Genomic DNA, 21,269 nt, shown 5'->3' with positions numbered 1-21,269 from the left:
CGTCCTTGATCGTGTAGACGCGTGGGGTGGTTCGTGCACTCACACCATCGACGTTAAGAACTTCAAGTACTTGAAGTCAAAGGTCGGATGAGTCACACCCGGGTGGGGGCGGTCACGGCCGACGATGGCCCCGCTGTCCTCGTCGACGACGGTGACATCAAACTCGCGAGAGCCGAGGCGACGACGTCTCGCAGGCTGCCGCCTGGTCTGAAACGGTGCCCCGCAAATCGCCGCGATGAGCGGGGTGCCGCGGTGGGTGCACCCCGGCACCACAAGGTGGGAGCTACGCGACCGGCGCGTGGGGTTATCTCGATGGCATGTCGAACTGTTTCCACTCCTGTGCCCAGCGCCGCAACCGCTTTCGGGTGAACAGTCTGTGTGCGAAGGTCGTAAGGAGCAGGACGGCGCCGGCAGCGAGTGCCCAGACCCCGAAGACGGCGGTCACCGCGAGGACTGTACTTTCCCGGCTGTCGGGGATGGGGCCGGTGAGGTTGCCGTCGGCGTCGATGCTGATGGTGATGGTCTGACCAGCCTTCGCGGGTGCGTCGGTGACCACGGCGGCGACGTGATCCCCATGGGGTGTGGACCAGCGCGCCCGGGCGGTGTTCTGGGTGCCGGCGGGACGGATCGAGTGCTCGGGGGTGTGGGGTGCGAGGTAGGTGTCCTCGAGCAGGACAGCAGGTACGGGGTGGACGCCGGCGCGCAGTGTGTGGGTTTGCTGTTCCAACAGGGTGTGCGTCGAGGTGCCGAACGCGGCCGCAACGGGGATCAGCAGCAGGACCACGGCCGCGGTGAGCAGGATGATGAGGATGATGGTGGCCTCGTAGCGGTCGCTGGGGCGCATCAGGTGGTTGCGGCTCCATGGGCCGAGCCGCCACCACCGGACCGGCGTGGGCACCGGTGCCAGTTCCTCCCGACGCATGGTCACCTCCAGCAGGTCCTTCCGCCTTCTCCTCCCTTTCGATTGTGCGACGGAATCCGAGGTGGTGTTTCGACAGGTTGCTCCGCGAGCGTCGGGGGGTGTTTCAGGCGAAGAACTATTCCTCGACCGCCCCGCGCATGAGTTCTGCTGGGCTTGCAGTGCTGGCGCTGCCCGAGCTCGTCGAGTTCGTTGCTCAGTGGCAGTGGCAGTGGCAGTGGCAGTCGACGTTTGGGGAGCGCCGCTGATGCCCGCGTACGGCGACAGGGACGGGTGGCAGCCGTTTACCCTCTCGCGCAGTACCCTGTCGCCTCGGCCATCGTCTAACCGGATTCTTCACCGGTGTGCCTCGATGTACGGGTGGCCGGTCCATTCACTGACCACGCGGTCTGCGCTACCCAGCTGTCCCACTCCGGCACTCGAACGGGGGCGAACCGTATGTCCGGCATGCTGATTGAGACAGGCACAACGGTTCGGCCGGAATGCCCGAGCACTGCGGCGGCGACCGCACACATTCGCGGATTCAGGTTTCGAGGTTCTGGCTGGCTGTGCGGGCGGCGGTGTTGGCGCGGGTGCATTCGTCGCTGAGCCGGATAGGGATGCGGCGGGTGGGCTGCTGGGCCAGTTCGCGGCTGAGGTGTTCACGCATTTCGCTGACACCGTCGAGCTTGCTCTCGAGGACCGGGGCGGTGACACCTGCCTCGAGTTCGGCGGAGGCTCGGTTATCTGGTTCCGGCCTCAGCGAGGACCGGTGTCTCACCGTAGTGCCGCCGTGTGATTCGACCAATAGGCGGTCTCGTACTCGGCAGGTGGGACGTGGTCGATCTCGCCGTGTAAGCGGCGGTGATTGAACCAGCTCTTCGAAAGATTCGAAAGGTATTAGGATTCTTTCGAACGGATGGTTTGTGATGAGTGCGCAGGCGTTGGATCAGCACACGTATCTGCCGCAGGCGGTGGAAGGCGTGGGATTGGCGGAGGTCGTCGGCTTCCTCGATGCGCACGAGCGGCGCTGTGGGGACCGGGTGGAGCCGCCGTATCTGTTGGTTGGTGCCGGTGAGCACGATCAGGTGGAGCTGCCGGCGGAGGTGCATGCGGCGCTCGAGCAGGTGGTGGCCGCGTTGCAGGCCGGTCGTGCAGTGACGGTGGCCCCGCAGGCGACGATGTTGACCACGCAGCAGGCCGCGGATCTGCTGGCGGTGAGCCGGCCAACGGTGCGCGCCGGTTGATCGACGTGGGGGAGTTGCCGGCGGAGAAGGTCGGCACACGCCATCGGCTGTTGTTGCGGGATGTGCTCGAGTATCAGCAGCAGCGCCGGGCCCGCCAATACGAGGCACTCGCCCAGACCGCTATCGACATCGACGACGAGGACGATCCGGTGGTGGTGGCGGAGCAGTTGAAGATCGCGCGGAAGGCGGTCGCGGAGCGCCGACGGACCGGCAGCGCGGGCCGGTCAGCCGCGGCGGGTGGTCGGTAGGCCGCCCGGGGTGTTCGCAGCGGTTCTCGATACCTGTGTTCTCTGGCCGAGCCTGCAGCGGGATTTCCTGCTGTCGATGGACGTTGAGGGCTTGTACCGGCCGTTGTGGTCGGAGGTGATTCTCGACGAGCTCGAATTCCATGAGACGGCCAAGCTCGAACGACGCGGGCGCAGTGCGGCGGCAGCCCACGTGGCGAGTGCGCGGCTGGTGGGAACGATGCGCGAGTACTTCGACGACGCCCTGGTGACCGGCTGGGAGCCGCTCGAGGGCACGTTCTCGCTGCCGGATCCCGACGATGAGCACGTCGTTGCGGCCGCCGTCGTCGGCGGTGCCGGGGTGATCGTCACGCTGAATCGGAAGGGTTTTCCACGAGAACGAGTTCCCGGGCACATCCAGGTCGTTTCGCCGGCGGAGTTCGCCGCCGACACGGTGTCGGTGTCCCCGACTGCGGCGGCGCGGGCGGTGGAGATGCTCGCGACACGCCTGGTGCGGCCACCGATGACCGTGGACGAGGTCCTCGATCTGTTGATGGCGCGTTACGGCATGGACGATGCGGTTGCGCTGCTGCGTGATCGAGAGTGATTGCCCTCCGGAAATGGCCCATAACGATCTGAAATAGGCTGTGCAGTAGAGGCTTAACCACCATTCTTAGCTAGCTAAGCAGTCAGTCAGCATTTCATCGATGGCCTTGCCTTTGTTGAACTGCTTCTCGGTGATCTTTGCCTTGAACTTCTCGATCAGCTCTGCACTTCCGCTGCCAGGCATGTTTGTACGCGCTTGCTTGGCGATTGGGGTTCGCTCTGGCGGTACTCGTAGTGCGGCACGTGGGAACTTATCGATCAGTGATAGCAGCTTGCCTTCCCGGATTTCCATCGGCTTGTTTGACTCGAATGTCCACCCAATGTGTTTCAAGTTCGTCGACTCGTTTGCGTCTCCTTTGTTGTGTACGAAGTCATTTCGTTTCGAGGTTCTGGCCGGCGGTGTGGGCGTGGGTGTATTCGTCGTTGCTGAGTCGGATGGGGATGCGGTGGGCGGGGCCTGGGGTGGGCCTGTGGGCGAGTTCGCGTCTGAGGTGCTCACGCATCTCGCTGATGGGCAGGGATGCGAGGTCGGTGAGGATTTGAGCGCCGGTGGAGGCGGGGTCGTCGAGCAGGGCCAGGCGGAGGTGGTCGGTGCCGATTTCCTCGTGGCCGAGCAGGGCGGTCTGGCGCAGGCTGCCCTCGAGGACCTTCTTCGTTCTCGCCGGTGGCCGGGATGTCCCCGACCGCCGGGGCGGAGCCCGCCGGGGCTGACGCCCTCGGAGTTTGCTCTTCGGGGTCGGCTCGGGTCACCCCATGAGGGGGACTGGTGATGAGCAGGGGAGGGGTGGTGGTGGCCATCCCGTCACTTCCTCGACGTCGTCTCGATGGGGCCGAGCGGCGGTCGGTCGAGAATCACCGAGACGTTTCGAGATCGGGGACGGCAGCGTTCACGCCGTCGTTTGTGCGTGTCGTACCGGTGTTCGGTTTTGCCGAGTGCATTACACGGTGTTGACTCCGACACGTCCGCCGTCGACGTCGAGGACTGTCCCGTGTACGAAGCGGGCGTCGTCGGAGGCGAGGTAGAGCACGGCGTCGGCGATGTCTTCGGCGGTGCCGGGCCGGCCGGCGGGTGTGGAGTGCATCAAGGTGTCGGCGGGGGAGTCGGTGTGGGGTCCGGTGGGGCGGATGACGCCGGGGGAGACGGCGTTGACGCGCAGGCCTCGGGGGCCGAATTCGGCAGCCCAGGACCGGGTCAGGCTCTCGATTGCGGCCTTGGAGGAGGCGTAGACGGGGCCGTGGGGGATTCCGAGGCGGGCCACCCATGAGCCCAGGTTGATGACGACGCCGCCACCGTTGCCGGTCATGCGTGGGGCCAGGGCCTGCACCAGGAAGAGGGGTGCCTTGACGTTCACGGCGTAGATGCGGTCCACGACGTCGTCGTCGACGGTCATGGTGCCGGAGGCGGGGAAGATGCCGGCGTTGTTGACCAGGATGTCGAGGTGTCCGCCGGTCAGGTGCAGCGCCTGCTCGGCGAGGGCGTGGCTGGTGGCGGAGGTGCCGTCGAGGTCGGCCGGGAGGAAGTCCGCGCGGCCTCCTTTCGCCTGGATCGCGGCGATGGTCTCGTTCCCGCGTGTCGCGTCGCGACCGGAGACGATCACGTGGGCGCCTTCGGCGGCGAAGGCGACGGCGATGGCGCGCCCGATGTGGGAGGTCGATCCGGTGACGAGGGCGGTGCGGCCGTGGAGTCGGTTGCTGGTGAAGTGATTGGTCATGTCCCGACCATAGGAACTATTTTTTGGACCCGCAAGTCCAGAAAGTGGGGTGTGTTCACTGGTAGTGGAGTTGTGGAGGGTTGGCTGGTCCAGAATTGCGTTACCGTCGACGCATGCCGATCACTGCGAAGGGGCTCGCGACCAGAGCGCGCATCGTCGAGGGTGCCGCGACGCATCTTCGGGGTGGTCAGCCCGGTCAGGTCACGCTCGACGACATCCGCGCGATCACCGGAACCAGCAAGGGGCAGCTGTTCCACTACTTTCCGGGCGGCAAGGACGAGCTGCTGCTCGCCGTCGCCGTCTACGAGGCGGGCCGGGTTCTCGGCGATCAGCAACCGCACCTCGGCGCACTGACGTCGTGGGCGGCGTGGCTGAGGTGGCGGGATGCGTTGGTCACCCGCTACCGCGCTCAGGGGGCGCACTGTCCGCTCGGGTCGCTGCTGGCCCAGGCGGGCGGAACGCCGGGGGCCTATGAAGTGGTCCGAACACTGTTGGCGCAGTGGCGGACTCACGTCGTGGCCGGGATCGAGGCGATGCAGGCGGCCGGCGAGGTCCGGGCGGAACTGGATGCGCCGCGCACCGCGTCCGCGTTCATTGCGGGAATTCAGGGTGGGGTGCAAGTCCTGCGGTCCACGGGCAGTGTCGAGGATCTCGAAGCCGTCCTGGACACTCTGATCGACTACCTTCGGGGCCCGGGATCGCCCGGTGCTACCTGCTGATCGGCTGGGACGCACGGGAAACTAGTTTGCTCAAACAGCCGGGCCGCATTCCCCGGTGCGGAGCGGCACAGTGTGTTGAGTCGTTGTGGATGATTTGTGAATGTTGTTTCGTTTCAGTGACTGTGGGTTGTCGCGCGCACCGTGAAATGACTGTGGAAGGAACACCCGCAATGACGACGACGGACACGCTGTGTGGGGGCGTGATGGTGCTGTGACCTGGTGTGATGACATGTCCCGCGGTTTGTGATGTGCCGGCGTGTCGGGGTGTGGGGTGTGCGTTTCGTTCGTTTCGAAGTAGCTTTGAAAGTTGTTGACGTACAGCATGTTTGTTAATCCGTTGGACAGAAGGGCGTACCCCGCGTCGGGGAGTTGTCCGGGCGGTCAACGCGCAGTGCACACGCGACGTGTTGTCCGAAGCGGGTTCGGAGCGCAGATCGGGGCGGCCGCGGACCGAGGCGACATCACCTAAGAGCAGGCCCCGCTCATCGTGCGCTCGCTCCTGTCGGCCGGTGTGGGCACAACCGGCAACGGCCTGGCCTCGGTGTTACGCCTTCGCCGCGTTACCGACCGGGCGCAGGCTGGCTGCGGTTTGGAGGTCACGCAGCAGTCGGTCTCGATTTGGGACTCGGTGGTGCTGGTGCCGTCATCGCACATGGTTAGGGCGCGGCTGCGCGTTGGCCAGCGCGCCACACACGACGCACCCGCACGGCCCGACTGTCGGTTTCAGAGGTCGAGTTCGCGGGATTCTGGGGAATTCCCCGCGAGTGCAGTCGTCTTCTGAATTCAGCAGGCAGAAGTGCTATGTGGCGAGGTCCACAGCCAGGTACAGCACTGCGCGCCCGTCCGGGTCCAGCGCCGGTGGCGTGGGGGGTGTGATGGTCGAAGAGGGCCATAGGCCCGAACCGGCGGAAGGGTTCTGGTCTGTAAATGCACTCGCAGTCAGCCTCTCGATACTGGAGTCGGCACGAACGGGGGTTCGCGTGCCCGTAGATTTTCGATTGGAGTGACTCGCTCGATCGCGCGACCATGACCTACGGACGCCTTGGCCAACCTGCATTGCGTCCCACCCCGCAGAGTCGTTGCTTACCTCCTGGATCTGGATGCTGGCCGACCGTGATGGAGTAGTCACCGTGTAGCGTGCCAGCCGCTGGTTATTGTCGCCAACGCCATTCGCCTAGCCGCCAGTGTGGACGTTGCTGCAACGCAATACTTTTTGGCCGTAGGTTGCCAACAGGTTGTGCAGGCACGTGACCCTGTAGCGTTGGCGATCCGATCGACTGGATGGCTGAGCAGTCAACGGACCTTCCGCACCGGCTTCAACCCCCAATTCTCGTTGCGGTCGAATGTGATGATTGACCGGTCGGGGGAGAATAGGTTCCCGGGGTCGGTAATAGAAGCATGTCCGTGTCCGCTATTGAATGTAGTGTTTACCTCATGGCGACACGCACGCTCGCTCGACTCCTGTGCACGGCGATGCTGACGTTTGCAGCGTTGCTCGGCGTACCCGTCGAACCCCCGCCCGCATCCGCCCAGCCATGTCCCGATGTCGAGGTGGCGTTCGCCCGGGGTACCGATCAACCGGATGGCGTGGGCATCACAGGACTCTCATTCGTCGAATCGCTTCGCTTGTTCGCGGGCGCGCGGTCGATCGGGGTGTACGCCGTTAACTACCCTGCCGGTAGCAATTTTGATGACAGGCAAGCGTTTGTCCACACCTTCGTCGACGGGATGCGGGACATGCATTCTCGGATCCAGTTCATGGCGACAAGCTGCCCCAACACGAGGATGGTGGTCGGCGGTTACTCTCAGGGCGCGGCTGTGGCAGGGTTTGTCACCGCGGACGGAAATCCAGCCGGATTCCCTACTGAGCTAGGCCTACCTGGGCCGTTGTCGCCGGATGTTGCGAGCCACGTTGCCGCGGTCGTCTTCTTCGGAAAACCCTCGGATCGGTTTATGCGTGATGCAGGCAGTCCGCCGATTGTTGTCGGGCCGCTGTTCGGGCCGAAGACAATCGATTTGTGCGCTCCCGGCGACAACATCTGCGATGGTGCCCCTCTGGGACGACCCAATGTCGTGCACGCGTTGTATCCCGCGAACGGGATGACCATCGCGGCTGCACAGTTCGCCGCCGATCGCCTCTAGCCGGTCCGCGTGCCTGGTGCATTGCCTCATTGAGGATCGGGCTGGCGCTCGCAGGCCGCCGCCGGAGCCCGATTGGCGACAGTGATGTCGGACAGAGCACACCGACATGGTCGTTCATCCAGTCCCATGCCCGTGTATCACGTTGTGCCCGAGCGTCATGTTCTCGATGATCCTCGAAACGAGAGCATCCCGGTGCCCAGCACCCACAGTGATCGCTTGCGGGAGCCGAAGAGCATTGCGTGGCCGCCGAGTCTCAGCTGGTCGGGACTGTCGGCTGGACCGGGGCCGAGGAAGGCTCCTGCGGCGGCTGCCGGGTGGGTAGTTGCGTGGTCGGGTTGTCCTACGGCACAGGCAGGGGCGGCTGCGGAGGCGGGACCATCGTGATCGTGGGTTCAGGGCTGGTGGACGGCAACGCCTCGGGCGGAAGCGTGAGCGTCGTCGTGGGGTAGTAGCGCACCGCGCGGCGCCCGCAGGCGGCGGGGCGATCGCTGAGCGCGTCGGGCCAGGAGGGCATCGTCGTCCTTCCCGCGAGTGCGACGACTGGTGCGTGGTTGTCACCGAAGGACTCGATGCCCAGGGCGGCCTCATTGGTGTTGATGGTGGTCATCGGAGCACCCGTGAACGTGCAGCACCGCCCGTGAGGGTTGGACTCGCGCTGGTGGGGCTCGACGGTGATGTGTCCTGCAACGGTGACGATGGGTGCACTCCCGTTCTGCCGCCTTCTGGTGGGACTGTCCGAACCGTTCCTCGAATTTCGAGGATGTGCCATGACGGTGGCGTTCGCCGGTTGTCGCGGGTCCGCCGAGCAGGGCACCACCCGGCGGCTCGACACGGCATGCTAAGGCCGCTTGCCGTACCCGAGCGCCTCGACGATCTTCCCGTCCCGGACGCGCATGAGATTCACGCCCCGATAGTTCTCGGTGCCGGTGATCCTCCAGCGGATGACGGCTCGGTCGCCGTCGATGTCGACGTGCTCGACCGTGAACCTGATGGCGGGGTCGGAGGCCAATCCCTGCCAGCCCGCGAGGCATTCGTCGTAGCCCGTCCATCGGTTGCCGTCGGGCTCCGGGCCGGTGCCCTCCATCACGCAGTCGGGGGCGATGAGGTCGACGAGCTTGTCGGGTGCCCGTTCGAGGAACGCGGCATTGTATCGATCGATGACTGCTGCTGTGTCGGTCATGACCGTATCGTCTGCCGCGGAGTCACTGCCGGCAACTCCCTGGAAGGAATGGCATCGACCCCCGGGGGTGAGCGAAGATTAACCGGTGATGACGCGGTTCCCAAGTGAGTTCCGGCGCTGGCGCACGGCCCGCCGGATGAGCCAGCTGGATCTCGCGCTTCGGGCGGGCACCACCCAGCGGCACGTGAGCTTCATCGAACAGGGCCGCTCCCGCCCGGGTCGGGGCATGGTGTTGCGCCTGGCGGAGTCGATGGAGCTCACGCTACGGGAGCGCAACGAGCTGCTCCTCGCTGCCGGCTTCGCCCCGGCGTTCCCGGAGTCACCGCTCGACGACGAGGCGCTCCGCCCGGTTCGCCGGGCGCTGGAGACGATTCTCGACGGTCATCTCCCGTACCCGGCGATGGTCGTGCGGCCGCACGGCATCCTCGTCACCGCCAACCGGGCGTTCGAGGTGTCCGAAGAAGGCGTCGACCCCGCGTTGCTCGCACCACCGGTCAACGTGTTCCGCCTGGCCCTGCACCCCGATGGGAACGCGCCCCGGGTGCGCAACCTGCCGGAGTGGGGCCGGCACATCACCGAGCACCTGCGGGCTCAGCTGGCGCAGAGCCCCGACCCGGCGTTGGAGGCGCTGCTCGCCGAGCTCGAGTCCTACCTTCCGCCGCTTCCCGAGGAGGCCGACGTGCTCGGCTTCGCGGTGCCGTTGGAGCTGGGCTCGGCCGATGGCGACCTCCGGCTCATCACGACGCTCACATCGTTCGCGACCGCCGCCGACGTGACGCTCGCCGAGCTGCACCTCGAGGCGTTCCTGCCCGCTGACCAAGGCACCGCCGAGGTGCTGCGCCGCCGATGGGGGTGACGATCGGCGATGCCCGGGCGATCGCCGCCACGTTGCCTCGTTCCTATGAGGCGCTCGTACGCGACGAGGTGAGGTTCCGGGTCGGGCGCCTGGTGTACGCGGCGTTCTACCAGGACGACACGATCATGGGTTTCGGGTTCCCCAGGGAAGAGCGGGGGGCGCTGGTGGCCTCGGAGCCCGAGAAGTTCCTCATGCCCCGCCCCTCCGACATGCGGTACCGGTGGGTCTGCGTACGGCTCGATGCCCTCGACGTCGAGGAACTGCGCGAGCTGCTAGTCGACGCGTGGCGGATGTGCGTGCCGAAGAAGGTGGCTGCCGCCTACGAGGGTTGACTGATGCCCTGCTCGGAATGACATGGACCACTCCGTCAGCGACCTGGCACGCGAGGTCGGCCGCGAGCGCAGTCAGGTCTCGCGCATGCTCAAAGCACTCGAGCGTGGCGGACTGGTCGAGCAAGCACCCGAGAGCAAGCGGTACCGGCTGGGCTGGTCGCTGCTGGTCCTCGCTACCGGCGCCGGCGACATCCCACTGCCGAGGGCGGCACGGCCGTCCTGCAAACCCTCGCCTCACGGGTCGGCGAGGTCGCGTTGCTGTCGGTGCAGCAGGGAAACCGGTCCCTGACCGTGCTCCGGGAGGAGTCCCATCAGTCGCTGCGGGCCGGAGGGTGGGTCGGGCGCAGTTCCCCGATGCACTGCACAGCCTCCGGGCGGGCGCTGCTCTTCGACAGTGCCGACGAACTCGTCGAAGCGCTCACGGCCGAGGACTTGCTGACTCCGATCTCGACGCTTGCGGCGCCAATGAATCTGGACGAGATCCTCGAAAGGCTGAAAAGTTCACGAGCACAGGGGTATTCCGTTGTCAGTGAAGAGGTCGAGGTTGGATTGACCTCGGTGAGTACCCCGGTGAGGGACCGCAACAACACGATCACCTCCGTCATCAACATCTCCGGGCCCACCTCACGGCTCATCACGCACATCGAGGACATCGCAAAACTGCCGAAAGCAGGAAGCGCCACGATCCAACGAACCCTGACCTCCCCGGACGTCACCGCGCTGTCGCCTCGGCGAGGACAGGCACCTGCCGAGTCCAGGCGCGGCCCATACGTAGAGCGACGGGGCACATCGCGTTCTGAGGACCGACCCGAGTTCACCGTCATCGACGCCCTCTGCACCGGCGATTTCGTGGAGACGGTGTGCGCGTAACGCCCGGGCCGCGTTCGATCATCCACTGTCCGCGGAGATCCCCACCGTCGAGCTGCTCGTCGAGCATGCCGACTGACCGCAATAGATAGGACGCGAATAGGTTCCGAATCAACCTACGGTGCATAGCATTAACGATCGACGGGAAGAATTTCGGGATTGCGAGTCATCGCGGAGCACCACGATGCTTAGGGGTGTCATGACGCATGCGCGGACGCCGAAGGCGCACAATCGGTGAATGGCTTTTCGGTTCGTACAGGAGACAGTCCGTTTTCTCGCGGTCTCCGATCCCGGCAGGCTGCGGCTACGTGCCGCAACCGCCACGACGATCACCGTCATTCTCGCGATGGTGGTGCTGCTACCGGGTTCCAACGTGATCGGCCAGCCACTCACCGTCGCGCTGCTCGGGACGGTCGTCGCGATGCAGTCCTCGGCGACGGTCAAGGACAAGGATCAGCACAGCAGGGTGATCACGACACTACTGCTCGTGTTCCCTGCAATCGCAGCGGTGTCGATGTCCGCGGTGCTGTCACAGTTCGGAAAGGTCGCCGATGTGGGCTTCATCGCGGTGCTCTTCGCGGCCGTCTGGGTGCGGCGCTACGGCCCGCGAGGCACGGCTCTCGGGATGGTGGCGTTCATCTGCTACTTCTTCGCACTCTTCCTTCGGGCCCAGCCTGGGCAGATTCCCATCCTCGTCGTGTCCATCGTCGTCGGCATCGGTATCTCGCTCCTCGTCCGTACAGTGATCCTGCCGGACCGGCCCGGGCTCGAACTCAAACGGTTGGTTCGGGCGCTGCGGGCCGCGTCGATCGACGTGCTGGAGGTGTCGTCGAACAGGGGTGATCGGAATCTCGATCTACTCCGCAAGAAACTCGACCGGCTCGGAAGCACCGCGCTGATGATCGACGACTGGCTCGACCGCAACGATGCAGCTCAGCTACTGAGCGTCACGAACGATGATCTGTCCGTTCGTATCTTTGACGCGCAAATCGCTACCGAACAACTCGTCAGCGCGCTGTGGGCGCTCGACCCGAACAAGTCGTGGCCGAATTCGCTGGGGCAGGTGACCACTGCACTGGGATCGTGCCTGCAGAACAATCCGTCGGACGACCAACTCCGCGCTGCCCGGCGCCTCGCCGCCGCGGCTGCAGGCAAGTCCGATCCATCGACTCGTGCGGGTATCGCGACCGGCGCCGCGATGCGAGCAGTGCAGGCGCACATCGCGATCCATCACATCACCAGCAACGCCCTGCGAACAGAATCCGAGCCGAGGAAGAAGCCGGACGAGGTCGAAGAAATGGACACCGGATTGAATCCGAGCACCAAAGCCGCGATTCAGGTAGCCGTCGCGACCAGCGCTGCAACGATTCTCGGTGAGCTCATCTCGCCCGACCGCTGGTATTGGGCGGTTCTGACGGCCTTCCTCGTTTTCACCGGAGCGTCGACCCGCGGTGAGATTCTCTCGCGCGCAGGGCATCGTGTCGTCGGTACCATCGCGGGAGTTCTTGGAGGAGTGGTGCTGTCTGCGTTGGTCGGAAACAATCAGCCGTTGCAGTTGCTCCTGCTCGTCGTCTGCGTGTTCTTCGCGTTCTACCTCGTCACGGTTGCCTACGCATTGCTCTCCTTCTTCGTCACCGTCATGCTTGCGATGCTGTACGGACTGCTCGGCACATTCAGCATCGAGGTACTCGAACTGCGCATCTACGAAACGGCGGCCGGGGGACTCGTCGGAATAGCGGCGGCTTACTTCATCTTCTCCACCGGAACGAGATCGACGCTGATCTCGAAGATCGAGGACTACCTCGATCAGATGAGTGCCATCATCGACACCGGTATCGGAGCCGTCGTCCAACCAGGCCACGAGACTCACCTCGTCGCCGACATGCGGAAGCTGGACAACGCGCTGAAGGACCTTGTCACGGCCGGCAAACCCTTGGAAATGGGACCGACGACGCGGACTCGTCGGGGAGCGAAGCGGTTGTTGCGGATCATGACGGTCAGCAATCGGTCGTCTCATGCCCTCGCCCGAGCAGGGGTGAGCGCCTCTCGCGGCGAACCGGACAGCGGACCGTCGCAGGAAACCGCGAAGGCATTGCGCCAAGCAGCCGACGTCACCAAGGCAACCATCGCAGACGTCAAACGCGCACTCACCGGCGAGCACGTAGAGCCGCCGGAGAAACTCACCGAAACCTCGGCACCCGACGTCATGCTGCAGTCGACCACCACGCCGGGGCCGGTTCGCAGTGCCGTCCGCTCGCTCAGCACCCTCAACCGCACGATGGGGGAAGCATTGACGCGTGTCTGATGGCGTCGTACCTACTGCTGAGCGAAGCGCGAAGCAAGCCTGTCGAAGGGGAAGCCTGTCGAAGTCCTGTGCTGACCCGCAACGGTGGGTTGCCTTCGCGAGGAGGCGGCGAGCCCGGTAACCCAGCAGTTGTACGTACGACACCTATTCGTCGTGGTCTACGAATCGGCAGTCCAGCGCGTGGCAGATCTTCGCTGCGCGTCGATTCTCATTTCGTGGCTCTGAGCTCCCTGACTGTCGCCTCCTGCCAGTTCCGATCGGTGACGACGCCGCGGTCGCGGGCGGTCGTTCACCCGAGCCGCGCGCCGATTTGCGCCCACGGCCCGCCCGCCACCATAGCCTCGGTTCTCGCCCGGGTGAGGAGATCATCGGTACCGGTTGCCACCGGAGAGGGCTGAGTCCCCGGACTGCTGCCCATCGTTCTCTGGATGGGCTCGGATTGGCTTCGCCATCCATGCGACCGTATCGGCCACGCACGTGACAGATGAAACAAGTCATCATTGCCGTCGCCTCAGTTCCAGTAACACACCCAACGAGGAGTGTTCGAAGCTAGTCGTCTGTCGCTGAACGGGTCTCGGTGATGTGGAACCGGATCCGACCCATCCTCGACATCATCGGGCCGACACAAGCTCCCGAATCTCGAGTGCCGCGTCCAGCATCTGACGTGTGTTCCGCCACCAGTCCTGCAAGTGCAGGTCGAGGATCAACTCATCTGCGCCCGCACTTGCTGCGGAAGCGATGTCGTCGAGAATTTGCTCGAGTGTGCCTGAAAAGCCGGTCCGATCGTCGCCGGACGGGGTCTCGGAGAACGTGACGTTCCCCACCACGATCATTTCCATCTTGGACGGGTCGCGCCCTGTGGCGGCCGCCGACTGGCGTATCAAGTCCCACGCCGTACGAAGCTTCTGAGCACCAGCAGCGCCAGGGGTCGGGAAAAGTGGCATCCAACCGTCGGCACGTCGAGCGACCCGCTGCAGCACACGTGCATTGGGACCTCCAGTGGAGCTGACGTCGACATCGCCGCCCAAGATGACGGGGATCGGTGAAGCCGGCTTCGGCAGGACGTAGGCGTTGTCGATGAGCGTGTGGGCCCCCGGTAGTTCACTGGATCCGGACCCCAGGCTGCATTGAAGACGTCGAGGGTCTCGTCGAGCAGTCGGCCGCGATCGGACTTGGCCACGCCGACTGCCTCGAACTCGTCGACTGCTCAGCCCGTGCCCAACCCCGCGGCCACACGCCCCCGCTGATCTGGTCGAGGGTCGCGAATCTCTTCGCGAGTTGGAGAGGCTGATCAAGGCCGGCAACCATCACGCTGGTGCCCAGTCGGACTCGCTCGGTCACCACTGCTGCGGCCGCGAGGACGGTTAACGGGTCAGCCCCTTGCCGATACGCGGGCGGCCACGGCGCGCGCCCGGAGTAAAGGAATCACGGGGCGCCACAGGAAACAACGGTCGCTCCCAGGCCCAGATACTGTCGAACCCGGCACGTTCGGCTGCGCTGGCTACCTCAGTGACGTCGTGCCGCAAATCAATGCCCATCCGCTGGGGCAGGCGAAGTCCAAGTCTCATAGGCACTGCGCCTCGTCCGCGCGGAACAGCGTGCCACCGACGACGACGGCAGTCCGCGTCGTTATGCTGTTGCACTGACGAACATAAGGTCAGCACTATATCCATGCGGTGTTGCTGATTTTTTGACGAACCCCACCGCGCTACACGGAGAACCCGATTCGAGAGACGGTGAGGCCCCCATGTCGATCAGCCACATCAACCCCTCGTTGCGTCGATGCTGAAGCCGTCCGGATTCGCGCACGCCCCAGGGCCGGAGAGTTGGTCCCGCCATGGCGGGTATCGGGGTCACCGGCCTGTGGCAGCCCGAAGCTCTCATCGAGATACAGGCTGTGGCTGTCGTCGCCGGTGAATGACCTCCATCGCGTGTTCGCGGGCGGGACCGCTGAGGACCTCATTGAGGTCGGCGAACAGCTGTTCCGCCGTCACGCCGTTCCAGCCCTGCGGCAGTAGCGCCAGCGGAAGGCCTGGGTCAAGGTAGGGCAAGCGCCGCCACACGGTCAGCATCGGAACATAGGTCGCGAAGGCCGAATCCGGGGTCACCGGCCCGCCCGTGAACTCGCGCAGTGCGGGCCGGTACCGCTCGATGAAGTCCGCGTACGACAAGGTCAGTTCTTCGAGGTCCCACCACCGACGCACCTTCGAACGCAGCTCCCCGAAGGCGATGTGGTTGCCTTCGAAGATGTCGACGTAAGCGGCGAGGCCACGTCGCTCGAGCATCTCGCGAGTCTCCTGAGCCAGGTGGCCAGGTGCGATCCACACCCCCGGCGCCGCAGTTCCGAAACCGAGCGTGGTCAGCGACGTGCGCAGTAGGTGCCGCTTCTCGCGTTCGGACTCGGGTACCGAGAACACCAGGACGACCCAACCATCCTCCATGGTTGCGCGCCTGCGGTGAAAGATGCGCGTATCTCCCTCGTTGATGACGTCCAGGGCTGATCGGGACAGTGCATACCCGGCTGCGCCGTCGTGGCGCACGCTCTGCAGGACGTCGCGTCGCTTGAGTCGCGAGACCGAGGAGCGCACCGCTTGCCCGTCGACTCCCAGGTCGGCCATCAGTCGCACCAGTCCGGCCACCGGGAGCCAGTTGCTTTCCGCGCGGGCGTAGAGGCCGAACAAGGTGACAATCAGCTCTCGCGGCTGCGACTCGGTGTCATCGGTGAAGACCGTCATGAGAACACCATAGGTGAGTGATCGGGGGGAGCGTTGCGCCCAGGCCTCAGGTAGTTCCGTTGATAAAAGTCTATGTCGCCTATTCACATGTCGTCACAATCAGTGCATACTTTCATCACTTAGACACCTGTGGAAAGGCTCACACACATGCTCTCCAGGTCGGCCCACATCGACACCTTCTGCCGTGACAACCTGCCGCCCACATCCGACTGGCCGGATCTACGCTTCGACCTGCCCGAGTTGGCATACCCCGACCGGTTGAACTGTGCGCGCACCTTGCTCGACGACGCGGTCGCAGCATGGGGACCGGACCGCCGCTGCCTGCTCACTCCAACCGAACAGTGGTCGTACGGAGCGCTGTTGCGACGCGCGAACCAAATCGCTCAGGTCCTCGTCGGCGACCATGGGCTGGTGCCCGGCCAACGGGTGATGCTGCGGGGTCCGAACAATCCCTGGCTCGTCGCCTGCTGGTTCGCTGTCGCCAAGGCAGGCGGTGTCGTCGTGACGACCATGCCACTGCTCCGACACCTCGAGATCGTCAAGCTGATCGAGCTCACGAGTCCGGCGCTGACTCTATGCGATCACCGCTTCACCGAGGAGATGATGCAGGCGGCGGGTGATATCCCCGTGATCGCATTCGGCGGCGGGGGAGCCGATGATCTGATCACCTCCGCCGAGCGCAAGTCCGGCGAGTTCACCAACGTCGACACCGCTGCCGACGACGTGGTAATGCTCGCGCCGACGTCCGGAACCACCGGTTCACCAAAGGCCACGATGCACTTTCACCGCGACGTCCTGGCGAACGCGGACACCTTCTCCCGGCACGTCGTCAAGCCGGAAGTCGACGACCTGTTCACCGGCACACCGCCGCTGGCATTCACCTTCGGACTCGGCGGTCTGATGGTCTTCCCGATGCGGGTCGGGGCCGCCACCCTGCTGCTCGAACGCGCGACCCCCGCCGAACTCGCCGACGCAGTCGCGAAATTCGGTGTCAGTGTGCTGTTCACCGCTCCGACCGCCTATCGGGCACTGCTGCGCGAGGATCAGGCCGACAAGCTCGGCTCTCTGCGCCGATGCGTCTCCGCGGGCGAGCACCTTCCCGCATCGGTGTGGCATCAGTTCCACGACGCGACCGGAATCAGCATCATCAACGGCATCGGCGGCACCGAGATGCTGCACGTGTTCATCTCCGCCGCCGACGAGGACATCCGTCCCGGCTCGACCGGCAAGGCGGTGCCCGGGTTCTATGCCGAGATCCACGATGAGAACGGGCAACCGGTGTCTGACGGCACTCCTGGTCTGCTGGCAGTCAAAGGCCCCACCGGATGCCGGTATCTCGCCGACGACCGGCAGAAGAACTACGTCCGCGAGGGCTGGAACCTCACAGGAGACACCTACACCCGCGACGAAGACGGGTACTTCTGGTACCACGCCCGCAGTGACGACATGATCGTCTCCTCCGGGTACAACATCGCCGCACCCGAGGTCGAGGAAGCGATCGACAAGCATCCCGATGTCGCCGAGAGTGCCGTCATCGGACTCCCCGACGACGAACGCGGCATGATCGTGCACGCGGCCATCGTGTTGCGCGACGGCGCGGTCGGCGACGAGAAGAAGATTCTCGAGATTCAAAACTTCGTCAAGCAGACCGCAGCACCCTACAAGTACCCCCGCAGCATCGTCTTCCTCGACAGACTGCCGCGGACCCCGAGCGGAAAGCTGCAGCGGTTCCGCCTGCGCGATATCTCCTCCGCGGTGCCGTCATGACCATCCCGTCCCCCGCGAGCGTCGTCGTCGATCGTCGTGTCGAATGGCAGGACACCGACGCCGCTGGGCATTACCACCACTCCACCGTCATCCGCTGGGTCGAGGCCGCAGAGGCTGTCCTAGCCTGGACCGGCGCAACAACAGGTTCATGTGGCTCGGAACCGACAAGGTTAACATCGAAAAATGCATCCGTACGACGGGACGAAAGTGACGGGCAAAGATGTTGCCACGATTGAACTCCCGGTGTTCCACGGGACCCGAGGATCGTGCACGCTGGCTGTCGCTGACCGCGAATCTCGGGCGGCACCCATTGCCGAGCAGATAGCAGCGGTCGCACCAGCGAACGACGTGCCGGTAGGAGTGGTGCGCTCCCACCGGCACGCGATCTACCGATTCGCAGGTTCAGACCAGCGGCCGGTAATCCGTTTCCCTTACCGAGATCCCCATCAGGACGGCAGATGGGCGAAACGATGACCAGAGGCCGTCAACGTCCTACCTGCCCTTGTTCCGATGCGTCCCAGATCATCTGCTGCTACCTGGATGACCGGCTTGCCCGCAACCGATACCGGGACCCGGGGCAACCTATCTGGTGTCCCAGGGCTCGGTTCCAGTGTGGGCGTCACCATCGCGGAGCCCCCTCGGGTGGTGCCCGAGCACGGACGCGCGATGTTCTTCGTCGTCGAACCCGATCGTGAGTGCCTGGTCCGCCTTGAACGCCGGATCCGTGATGGCCGCCTGCGGCCACCTGCGGTCAGCGTGAGGCCACTCGCTGAAGCCCTCACTGCCTTCGATCGGAAACAACTTACGATCATGCCATGTGGGATGCGACCAATGGTATCTAGCCTGAACCGGGTGCGGCGACAGAGAGTCGAGTCCTCGAGTCCTTGTACCGCAACGGCACACGCACTGCACGAGCGTATGTCCGGCCGGTCCGCGTTCGGAGTGGATTCGGCCCGTCCAGCAAGGTCACCAGTGGCTACAACGACGACGCGTTCGCCGCCGGCCTCGACGCGATCCGGGCGTCCGTCGACCTGACCGGCGTGATCCTCGTGGACTCCCTGGGCACCGCCGGGCCGGCGCTGTACGTGGCAGATCGACTTCTGACTGGAGGATGGATCTCGATGCGATCGTCTCCGCGTGGAGGTCTATGCGACGCCGTACTTTTCAAGACCGGAAAGAAGCACCATGTACACGATACTTCGTCGAACATGCCCTTTCTGGCAGCGTACGGACCCCGGCGTGACGAGCACGGGAATCTGACGCCGGCGCTTCCGATGCAGGAAGAAAACATGCTTACGAGAATGGAAGGCGACGACTTCGGTGAAGGCTCGATCTTGTGTGCAGGCGATGAGTAGGTGGGTCGAACTGTCAGTATTCGTGGCGGAGTCCCTACTTCCAACGCTTCCTCGGTGCCGACTCGATGTGTGAACTCCCCATGAACTCTCGCCAGTATCGCCAGTCGCGTCATAGGGGTCGCGCCGCGTGGATCGAAGCGAACCGCAAACGCAACCATCCTGACCCCGAGGCGGAGCACCTTATCGAATTCGCCATGATGTGGACACCATTCGGTGGTGCTACCGAGGAGGAAATCCTTGTGCGCTTCGGAATGGCAGCGCGCCGTTTCGTCGAGCGATTGTGGCAGGTCATCCCCGGAGCGAACTGTGCCAAGAGGACATTCGCATTTTAGCGAGCGTATACCCGAACTACCGCCGCACGGGCGGGCAAGGCGGCTGACGGTCCGACCGGTCCCAAGCTTGCGATGAGATTCCTTCCGGTTGGCCGGCCGATCCGTCCCAATGGGCTCTCTGTGATGATTGTTCTCTCGGACCTCGGTTCTGATTCGCGAAGTGGACGCTGCGGGTGCGGCTCGAGACGCTGCGTCGATTACGGTATGGAACGGTTGCAGGAGACCGGTGAGTTCGGATCGCTGTTGCGGCGGCACCGGGACTGGTCCGAACGAGTGGTGCTGCGGCCGGTGGCGCGTATCGCTCAGGGCAGCAGGCGGTCGATCTCGAATGCCAGGCAGAGCTCGGCGAGATCTTTCGGCCGCGACAGCGACTTGCCGGTCCACTCCTCGATGCGGTGGAGTCGATGCCGAACGGTGTTCGGATGGCAGTAGATCTTCGCAGCGGTCTCGTTCGCCGAACCGCCGGCATCGAGCCATGCTGCGAAGGTGTCCACCAGGATCTGGCGCTCCTCGGGTGGCAGGTGATCGATCGGTCCGAGCACGGACTTCCCGATCCGTTTCATGGCCTCGGGTGCACTGACGGCGGCGAACGCTAGCGGGGATCCGTCGAAGACCGTGATCAGGGAGTCGCCGGACGGTCTCTCGCCGATGGCTATCCGGGCGAGTCGCAGTGCTTCGCTGGTCTCGCTGAGGTCGTCGAACTGGGGACTGATGCCGACGCGCGAGGAGGCGGCGGTGTCGAGGACATCGATCAGCTCGCGGAGGATGTCGAGGCGACGGAGAAAGACGATGCCGACCTGTAAGTCGGGCAGCAGTCGCCAGGCTGAGCGGATGTCGCGGACGTCGAGCTTGCTTGCGATGTCCGGCAGGCCAAGTTTGCCGATGGCGGGAACCTGGGCTGCCACGACAACATACGGGCCAGCCGTCGGCAACCGCAAGAGGTCCGCTGTCTCCCACAGGCTCTGTATGTTGGTGATGCGGCGGAACAACAACGCTTCCACCAGCGCCGAACGCTCCTCTTCGCGGCGGAGGACCTGAACCGTTTGCTGGTGTCGGTACGCGTCGGTCATTGCCTGAGTGAACATGTCCTGGGCGATGAGGATCTGCGAGGTGGCGTTCAGGATCGCGTCGAGCGGCACCCCGCTACTCCTCGCCTCGGTGACCGTTGTCTCCCACATGAATCGGAAGCCGATCCGGTATGCCGCCATCACCGCAGGCAACGGGACCCCGGCGAGTGCCCGGGCTGTCCCTGTCGCTTCTGCTGCGGAGAGGTCTATCTCGGTGTCCCCGGACAGTGAATGAAAGACGAAGGTCATGTTCGCGGTGCAGCTGCGCTGAATCTCGTCGGTGGTCACGAGGGCGCTCGACCGGTAGTAGTCGATGTCGCGGCGGATGACCTCGGCCAGCGCGGCACCGAGCTGGTCGGCACGGGCCAGCATCGCAGCGGCGAGTTCGACGATGGGCCGATCGGGTGGTCCCTCCATACCGACACGATAGGCCCGATCGACGCCGGTTGTGAGCGCACACACCGGTTGCCCATCGACGTTGTTCCCGCCGCCATCGACTCAGGCTGCGCCGGGGGTCACCCTTGAATTACCGGAAAAACGCCAACAGTCACCGGAGGTCCTCTTGTCCAACCTGAGTCTGAATCTTGTTGCCTCAGCGCGAAACTACCCCGATTCGGTGGCACTTCGCTGCGATGATCTGGAATTTACCTTCACCGAGTTCGACGCGGCGGCCGCGCGAGTCGCCACCTTCCTCGACCATGAAGACATCGGGCCCGGCGATCGGGTCGGGCTGATGCTGCCCAATACGCCCGCGTTCGCGCTGGCCTTCTACGGCATCCTCCGCAGTGGTGCCATCGCGGTGCCCATGAACCCGCTACTCAAGTCCCGCGAGATCGAGTTCTCGCTTTCCGACACCGGTGCGACGGCGCTCTTCGCGACGCCGACTTTCGCCGCTGAGGCCACCGCCGGCGCCGCGGGCGCCGGA

At 64.7% G+C, this 21,269-nt stretch carries 23 protein-coding genes and 3 pseudogenes; 14 read left to right on the top strand and 12 right to left on the bottom strand.

Features of this window, described 5'->3' with window-relative positions:
• Positions 1-304: 304 nt before the first annotated feature.
• Both AZG88_RS22450 and AZG88_RS22445 read right to left on the bottom strand, forming a co-directional pair.
• A complete protein-coding gene (locus tag AZG88_RS22450) occupies positions 305-922 on the bottom strand; it encodes an Rv1733c family protein (RefSeq protein WP_061699133.1) in 618 nt (205 codons plus the stop codon).
• Between the two features lie 520 nt (positions 923-1,442).
• Positions 1,443-1,679 carry a hypothetical protein gene (locus AZG88_RS22445; RefSeq protein ID WP_156517580.1) on the bottom strand — a complete coding sequence of 79 codons (237 nt, stop codon included), beginning with the start codon at positions 1,677-1,679 and terminating at the stop codon, positions 1,443-1,445.
• Between the two features lie 148 nt (positions 1,680-1,827).
• Here AZG88_RS22445 and AZG88_RS55330 point away from each other — a divergent pair, with 148 nt between their 5' ends.
• The 3 genes from AZG88_RS55330 to AZG88_RS22435 are packed head-to-tail and all read left to right on the top strand — an operon-like array spanning position 1,828 to position 2,976.
• Positions 1,828-2,145, top strand: a complete 318-nt coding sequence (locus AZG88_RS55330) for a hypothetical protein (protein ID WP_331712292.1) — start codon at positions 1,828-1,830, stop codon at positions 2,143-2,145.
• Positions 2,142-2,393 (top strand): hypothetical protein, encoded by a 252-nt coding sequence (locus AZG88_RS55325; protein ID WP_331712291.1) that lies wholly within the window; start codon positions 2,142-2,144, stop codon positions 2,391-2,393. The genes AZG88_RS55330 and AZG88_RS55325 overlap by 4 nt, the downstream gene beginning before the upstream one ends.
• Entirely contained in the window at positions 2,383-2,976 is a 594-nt protein-coding gene (locus AZG88_RS22435; RefSeq protein WP_331712290.1) for a PIN domain-containing protein, read from the top strand. Before AZG88_RS55325 ends, AZG88_RS22435 begins: the two co-directional genes overlap by 11 nt.
• Before the next feature lie 66 nt (positions 2,977-3,042).
• Here the strand turns inward: AZG88_RS22435 and AZG88_RS51925 are convergent, their stop codons facing one another.
• From AZG88_RS51925 to AZG88_RS22425, 3 genes are all read right to left on the bottom strand, one after another.
• The gene (locus AZG88_RS51925; RefSeq protein ID WP_025432754.1) at positions 3,043-3,267 is read right to left on the bottom strand and encodes a hypothetical protein; all 225 of its coding nucleotides are present in this window, start codon (positions 3,265-3,267) and stop codon (positions 3,043-3,045) included.
• Positions 3,268-3,346: 79 nt separating this feature from the next.
• On the bottom strand, positions 3,347-3,547 hold the full coding sequence (locus AZG88_RS53960) for a hypothetical protein (RefSeq protein ID WP_231914134.1): 201 nt from the start codon (positions 3,545-3,547) through the stop codon (positions 3,347-3,349).
• Positions 3,548-3,913: 366 nt separating this feature from the next.
• Complete coding sequence (locus AZG88_RS22425) at positions 3,914-4,687, bottom strand: SDR family NAD(P)-dependent oxidoreductase (protein ID WP_061699121.1); 774 nt, start codon at positions 4,685-4,687, stop codon at positions 3,914-3,916.
• Positions 4,688-4,800: 113 nt separating this feature from the next.
• Between AZG88_RS22425 and AZG88_RS22420 the strand changes: the two genes are divergently transcribed.
• From AZG88_RS22420 to AZG88_RS22415, 3 genes and pseudogenes are all read left to right on the top strand, one after another.
• Complete coding sequence (locus AZG88_RS22420; protein WP_061699119.1) at positions 4,801-5,406, top strand: TetR/AcrR family transcriptional regulator; 606 nt, start codon at positions 4,801-4,803, stop codon at positions 5,404-5,406.
• A gap of 342 nt (positions 5,407-5,748) precedes the next feature.
• Positions 5,749-5,953: pseudogene (locus AZG88_RS53955) on the top strand (cytochrome P450); the annotation flags it as partial.
• A gap of 851 nt (positions 5,954-6,804) precedes the next feature.
• Positions 6,805-7,548, top strand: coding sequence for a cutinase family protein (locus tag AZG88_RS22415; protein ID WP_082833423.1), 744 nt, complete (start codon positions 6,805-6,807; stop codon positions 7,546-7,548).
• Between the two features lie 109 nt (positions 7,549-7,657).
• Here the strand turns inward: AZG88_RS22415 and AZG88_RS53950 are convergent.
• The 3 genes and pseudogenes from AZG88_RS53950 to AZG88_RS22405 form a co-directional block, all read right to left on the bottom strand.
• A pseudogene (locus tag AZG88_RS53950) lies at positions 7,658-7,805 on the bottom strand (acyl-CoA desaturase); the annotation flags it as partial.
• An 83-nt stretch (positions 7,806-7,888) separates the two neighbouring features.
• The gene (locus AZG88_RS53945) at positions 7,889-8,155 is read right to left on the bottom strand and encodes a hypothetical protein (protein WP_061699115.1); all 267 of its coding nucleotides are present in this window, start codon (positions 8,153-8,155) and stop codon (positions 7,889-7,891) included.
• 231 nt (positions 8,156-8,386) lie between these two features.
• The gene (locus AZG88_RS22405; RefSeq protein ID WP_005242565.1) at positions 8,387-8,728 is read right to left on the bottom strand and encodes a nuclear transport factor 2 family protein; all 342 of its coding nucleotides are present in this window, start codon (positions 8,726-8,728) and stop codon (positions 8,387-8,389) included.
• Positions 8,729-8,816: 88 nt separating this feature from the next.
• Between AZG88_RS22405 and AZG88_RS22400 the strand changes: the two genes are divergently transcribed.
• From AZG88_RS22400 to AZG88_RS22385, 5 genes are all read left to right on the top strand, one after another.
• Positions 8,817-9,584, top strand: coding sequence for a helix-turn-helix domain-containing protein (locus tag AZG88_RS22400; RefSeq protein ID WP_061699112.1), 768 nt, complete (start codon positions 8,817-8,819; stop codon positions 9,582-9,584).
• A complete protein-coding gene (locus AZG88_RS22395; protein WP_005242562.1) occupies positions 9,575-9,916 on the top strand; it encodes an MmcQ/YjbR family DNA-binding protein in 342 nt (113 codons plus the stop codon). Before AZG88_RS22400 ends, AZG88_RS22395 begins: the two co-directional genes overlap by 10 nt.
• A 22-nt stretch (positions 9,917-9,938) precedes the next feature.
• On the top strand, positions 9,939-10,205 hold the full coding sequence (locus AZG88_RS52750; protein ID WP_197487900.1) for a helix-turn-helix domain-containing protein: 267 nt from the start codon (positions 9,939-9,941) through the stop codon (positions 10,203-10,205).
• A complete protein-coding gene (locus tag AZG88_RS53940) occupies positions 10,181-10,786 on the top strand; it encodes an IclR family transcriptional regulator domain-containing protein (protein ID WP_331712289.1) in 606 nt (201 codons plus the stop codon). Before AZG88_RS52750 ends, AZG88_RS53940 begins: the two co-directional genes overlap by 25 nt.
• Positions 10,787-11,021: 235 nt before the next feature.
• On the top strand, positions 11,022-13,088 hold the full coding sequence (locus AZG88_RS22385) for an FUSC family protein (RefSeq protein ID WP_061699110.1): 2,067 nt from the start codon (positions 11,022-11,024) through the stop codon (positions 13,086-13,088).
• A gap of 611 nt (positions 13,089-13,699) precedes the next feature.
• On the opposite strand, the gene AZG88_RS53935 is transcribed toward AZG88_RS22385, so the two are convergent.
• The 3 genes from AZG88_RS53935 to AZG88_RS22375 form a co-directional block, all read right to left on the bottom strand.
• Positions 13,700-14,068: a hypothetical protein gene (locus AZG88_RS53935; protein ID WP_231914132.1), complete on the bottom strand. Its 369-nt coding sequence runs from the start codon at positions 14,066-14,068 to the stop codon at positions 13,700-13,702.
• Positions 14,069-14,189: 121 nt separating this feature from the next.
• Positions 14,190-14,429, bottom strand: a complete 240-nt coding sequence (locus tag AZG88_RS53930) for an LLM class flavin-dependent oxidoreductase (protein WP_231914131.1) — start codon at positions 14,427-14,429, stop codon at positions 14,190-14,192.
• A 539-nt stretch (positions 14,430-14,968) separates the two neighbouring features.
• On the bottom strand, positions 14,969-15,823 hold the full coding sequence (locus AZG88_RS22375; RefSeq protein ID WP_005242556.1) for a PaaX family transcriptional regulator: 855 nt from the start codon (positions 15,821-15,823) through the stop codon (positions 14,969-14,971).
• Between the two features lie 147 nt (positions 15,824-15,970).
• Between AZG88_RS22375 and AZG88_RS22370 the strand changes: the two genes are divergently transcribed.
• Both AZG88_RS22370 and AZG88_RS53925 read left to right on the top strand, forming a co-directional pair.
• Positions 15,971-17,590 (top strand): AMP-binding protein, encoded by a 1,620-nt coding sequence (locus tag AZG88_RS22370; RefSeq protein ID WP_061699108.1) that lies wholly within the window; start codon positions 15,971-15,973, stop codon positions 17,588-17,590.
• A gap of 618 nt (positions 17,591-18,208) precedes the next feature.
• Positions 18,209-18,382, top strand: a pseudogene (locus AZG88_RS53925) (NADP-dependent oxidoreductase); the annotation flags it as partial.
• Positions 18,383-19,579: 1,197 nt separating this feature from the next.
• Here AZG88_RS53925 and AZG88_RS22355 read toward each other — a convergent pair.
• Positions 19,580-20,761 (bottom strand): PucR family transcriptional regulator, encoded by a 1,182-nt coding sequence (locus tag AZG88_RS22355; protein WP_061699129.1) that lies wholly within the window; start codon positions 20,759-20,761, stop codon positions 19,580-19,582.
• A 145-nt stretch (positions 20,762-20,906) separates the two neighbouring features.
• Here AZG88_RS22355 and AZG88_RS22350 point away from each other — a divergent pair.
• On the top strand, positions 20,907-21,269 hold a 363-nt coding region (locus AZG88_RS22350), incomplete at its 3' end, for an AMP-binding protein (protein WP_156517579.1).

This window comes from Rhodococcus sp. LB1 (assembly GCF_001583455.1).
Lineage (GTDB): Bacteria > Actinomycetota > Actinomycetes > Mycobacteriales > Mycobacteriaceae > Rhodococcus_F > Rhodococcus_F opacus.
This window is presented reverse-complemented; position numbering and strand designations above follow the sequence as displayed.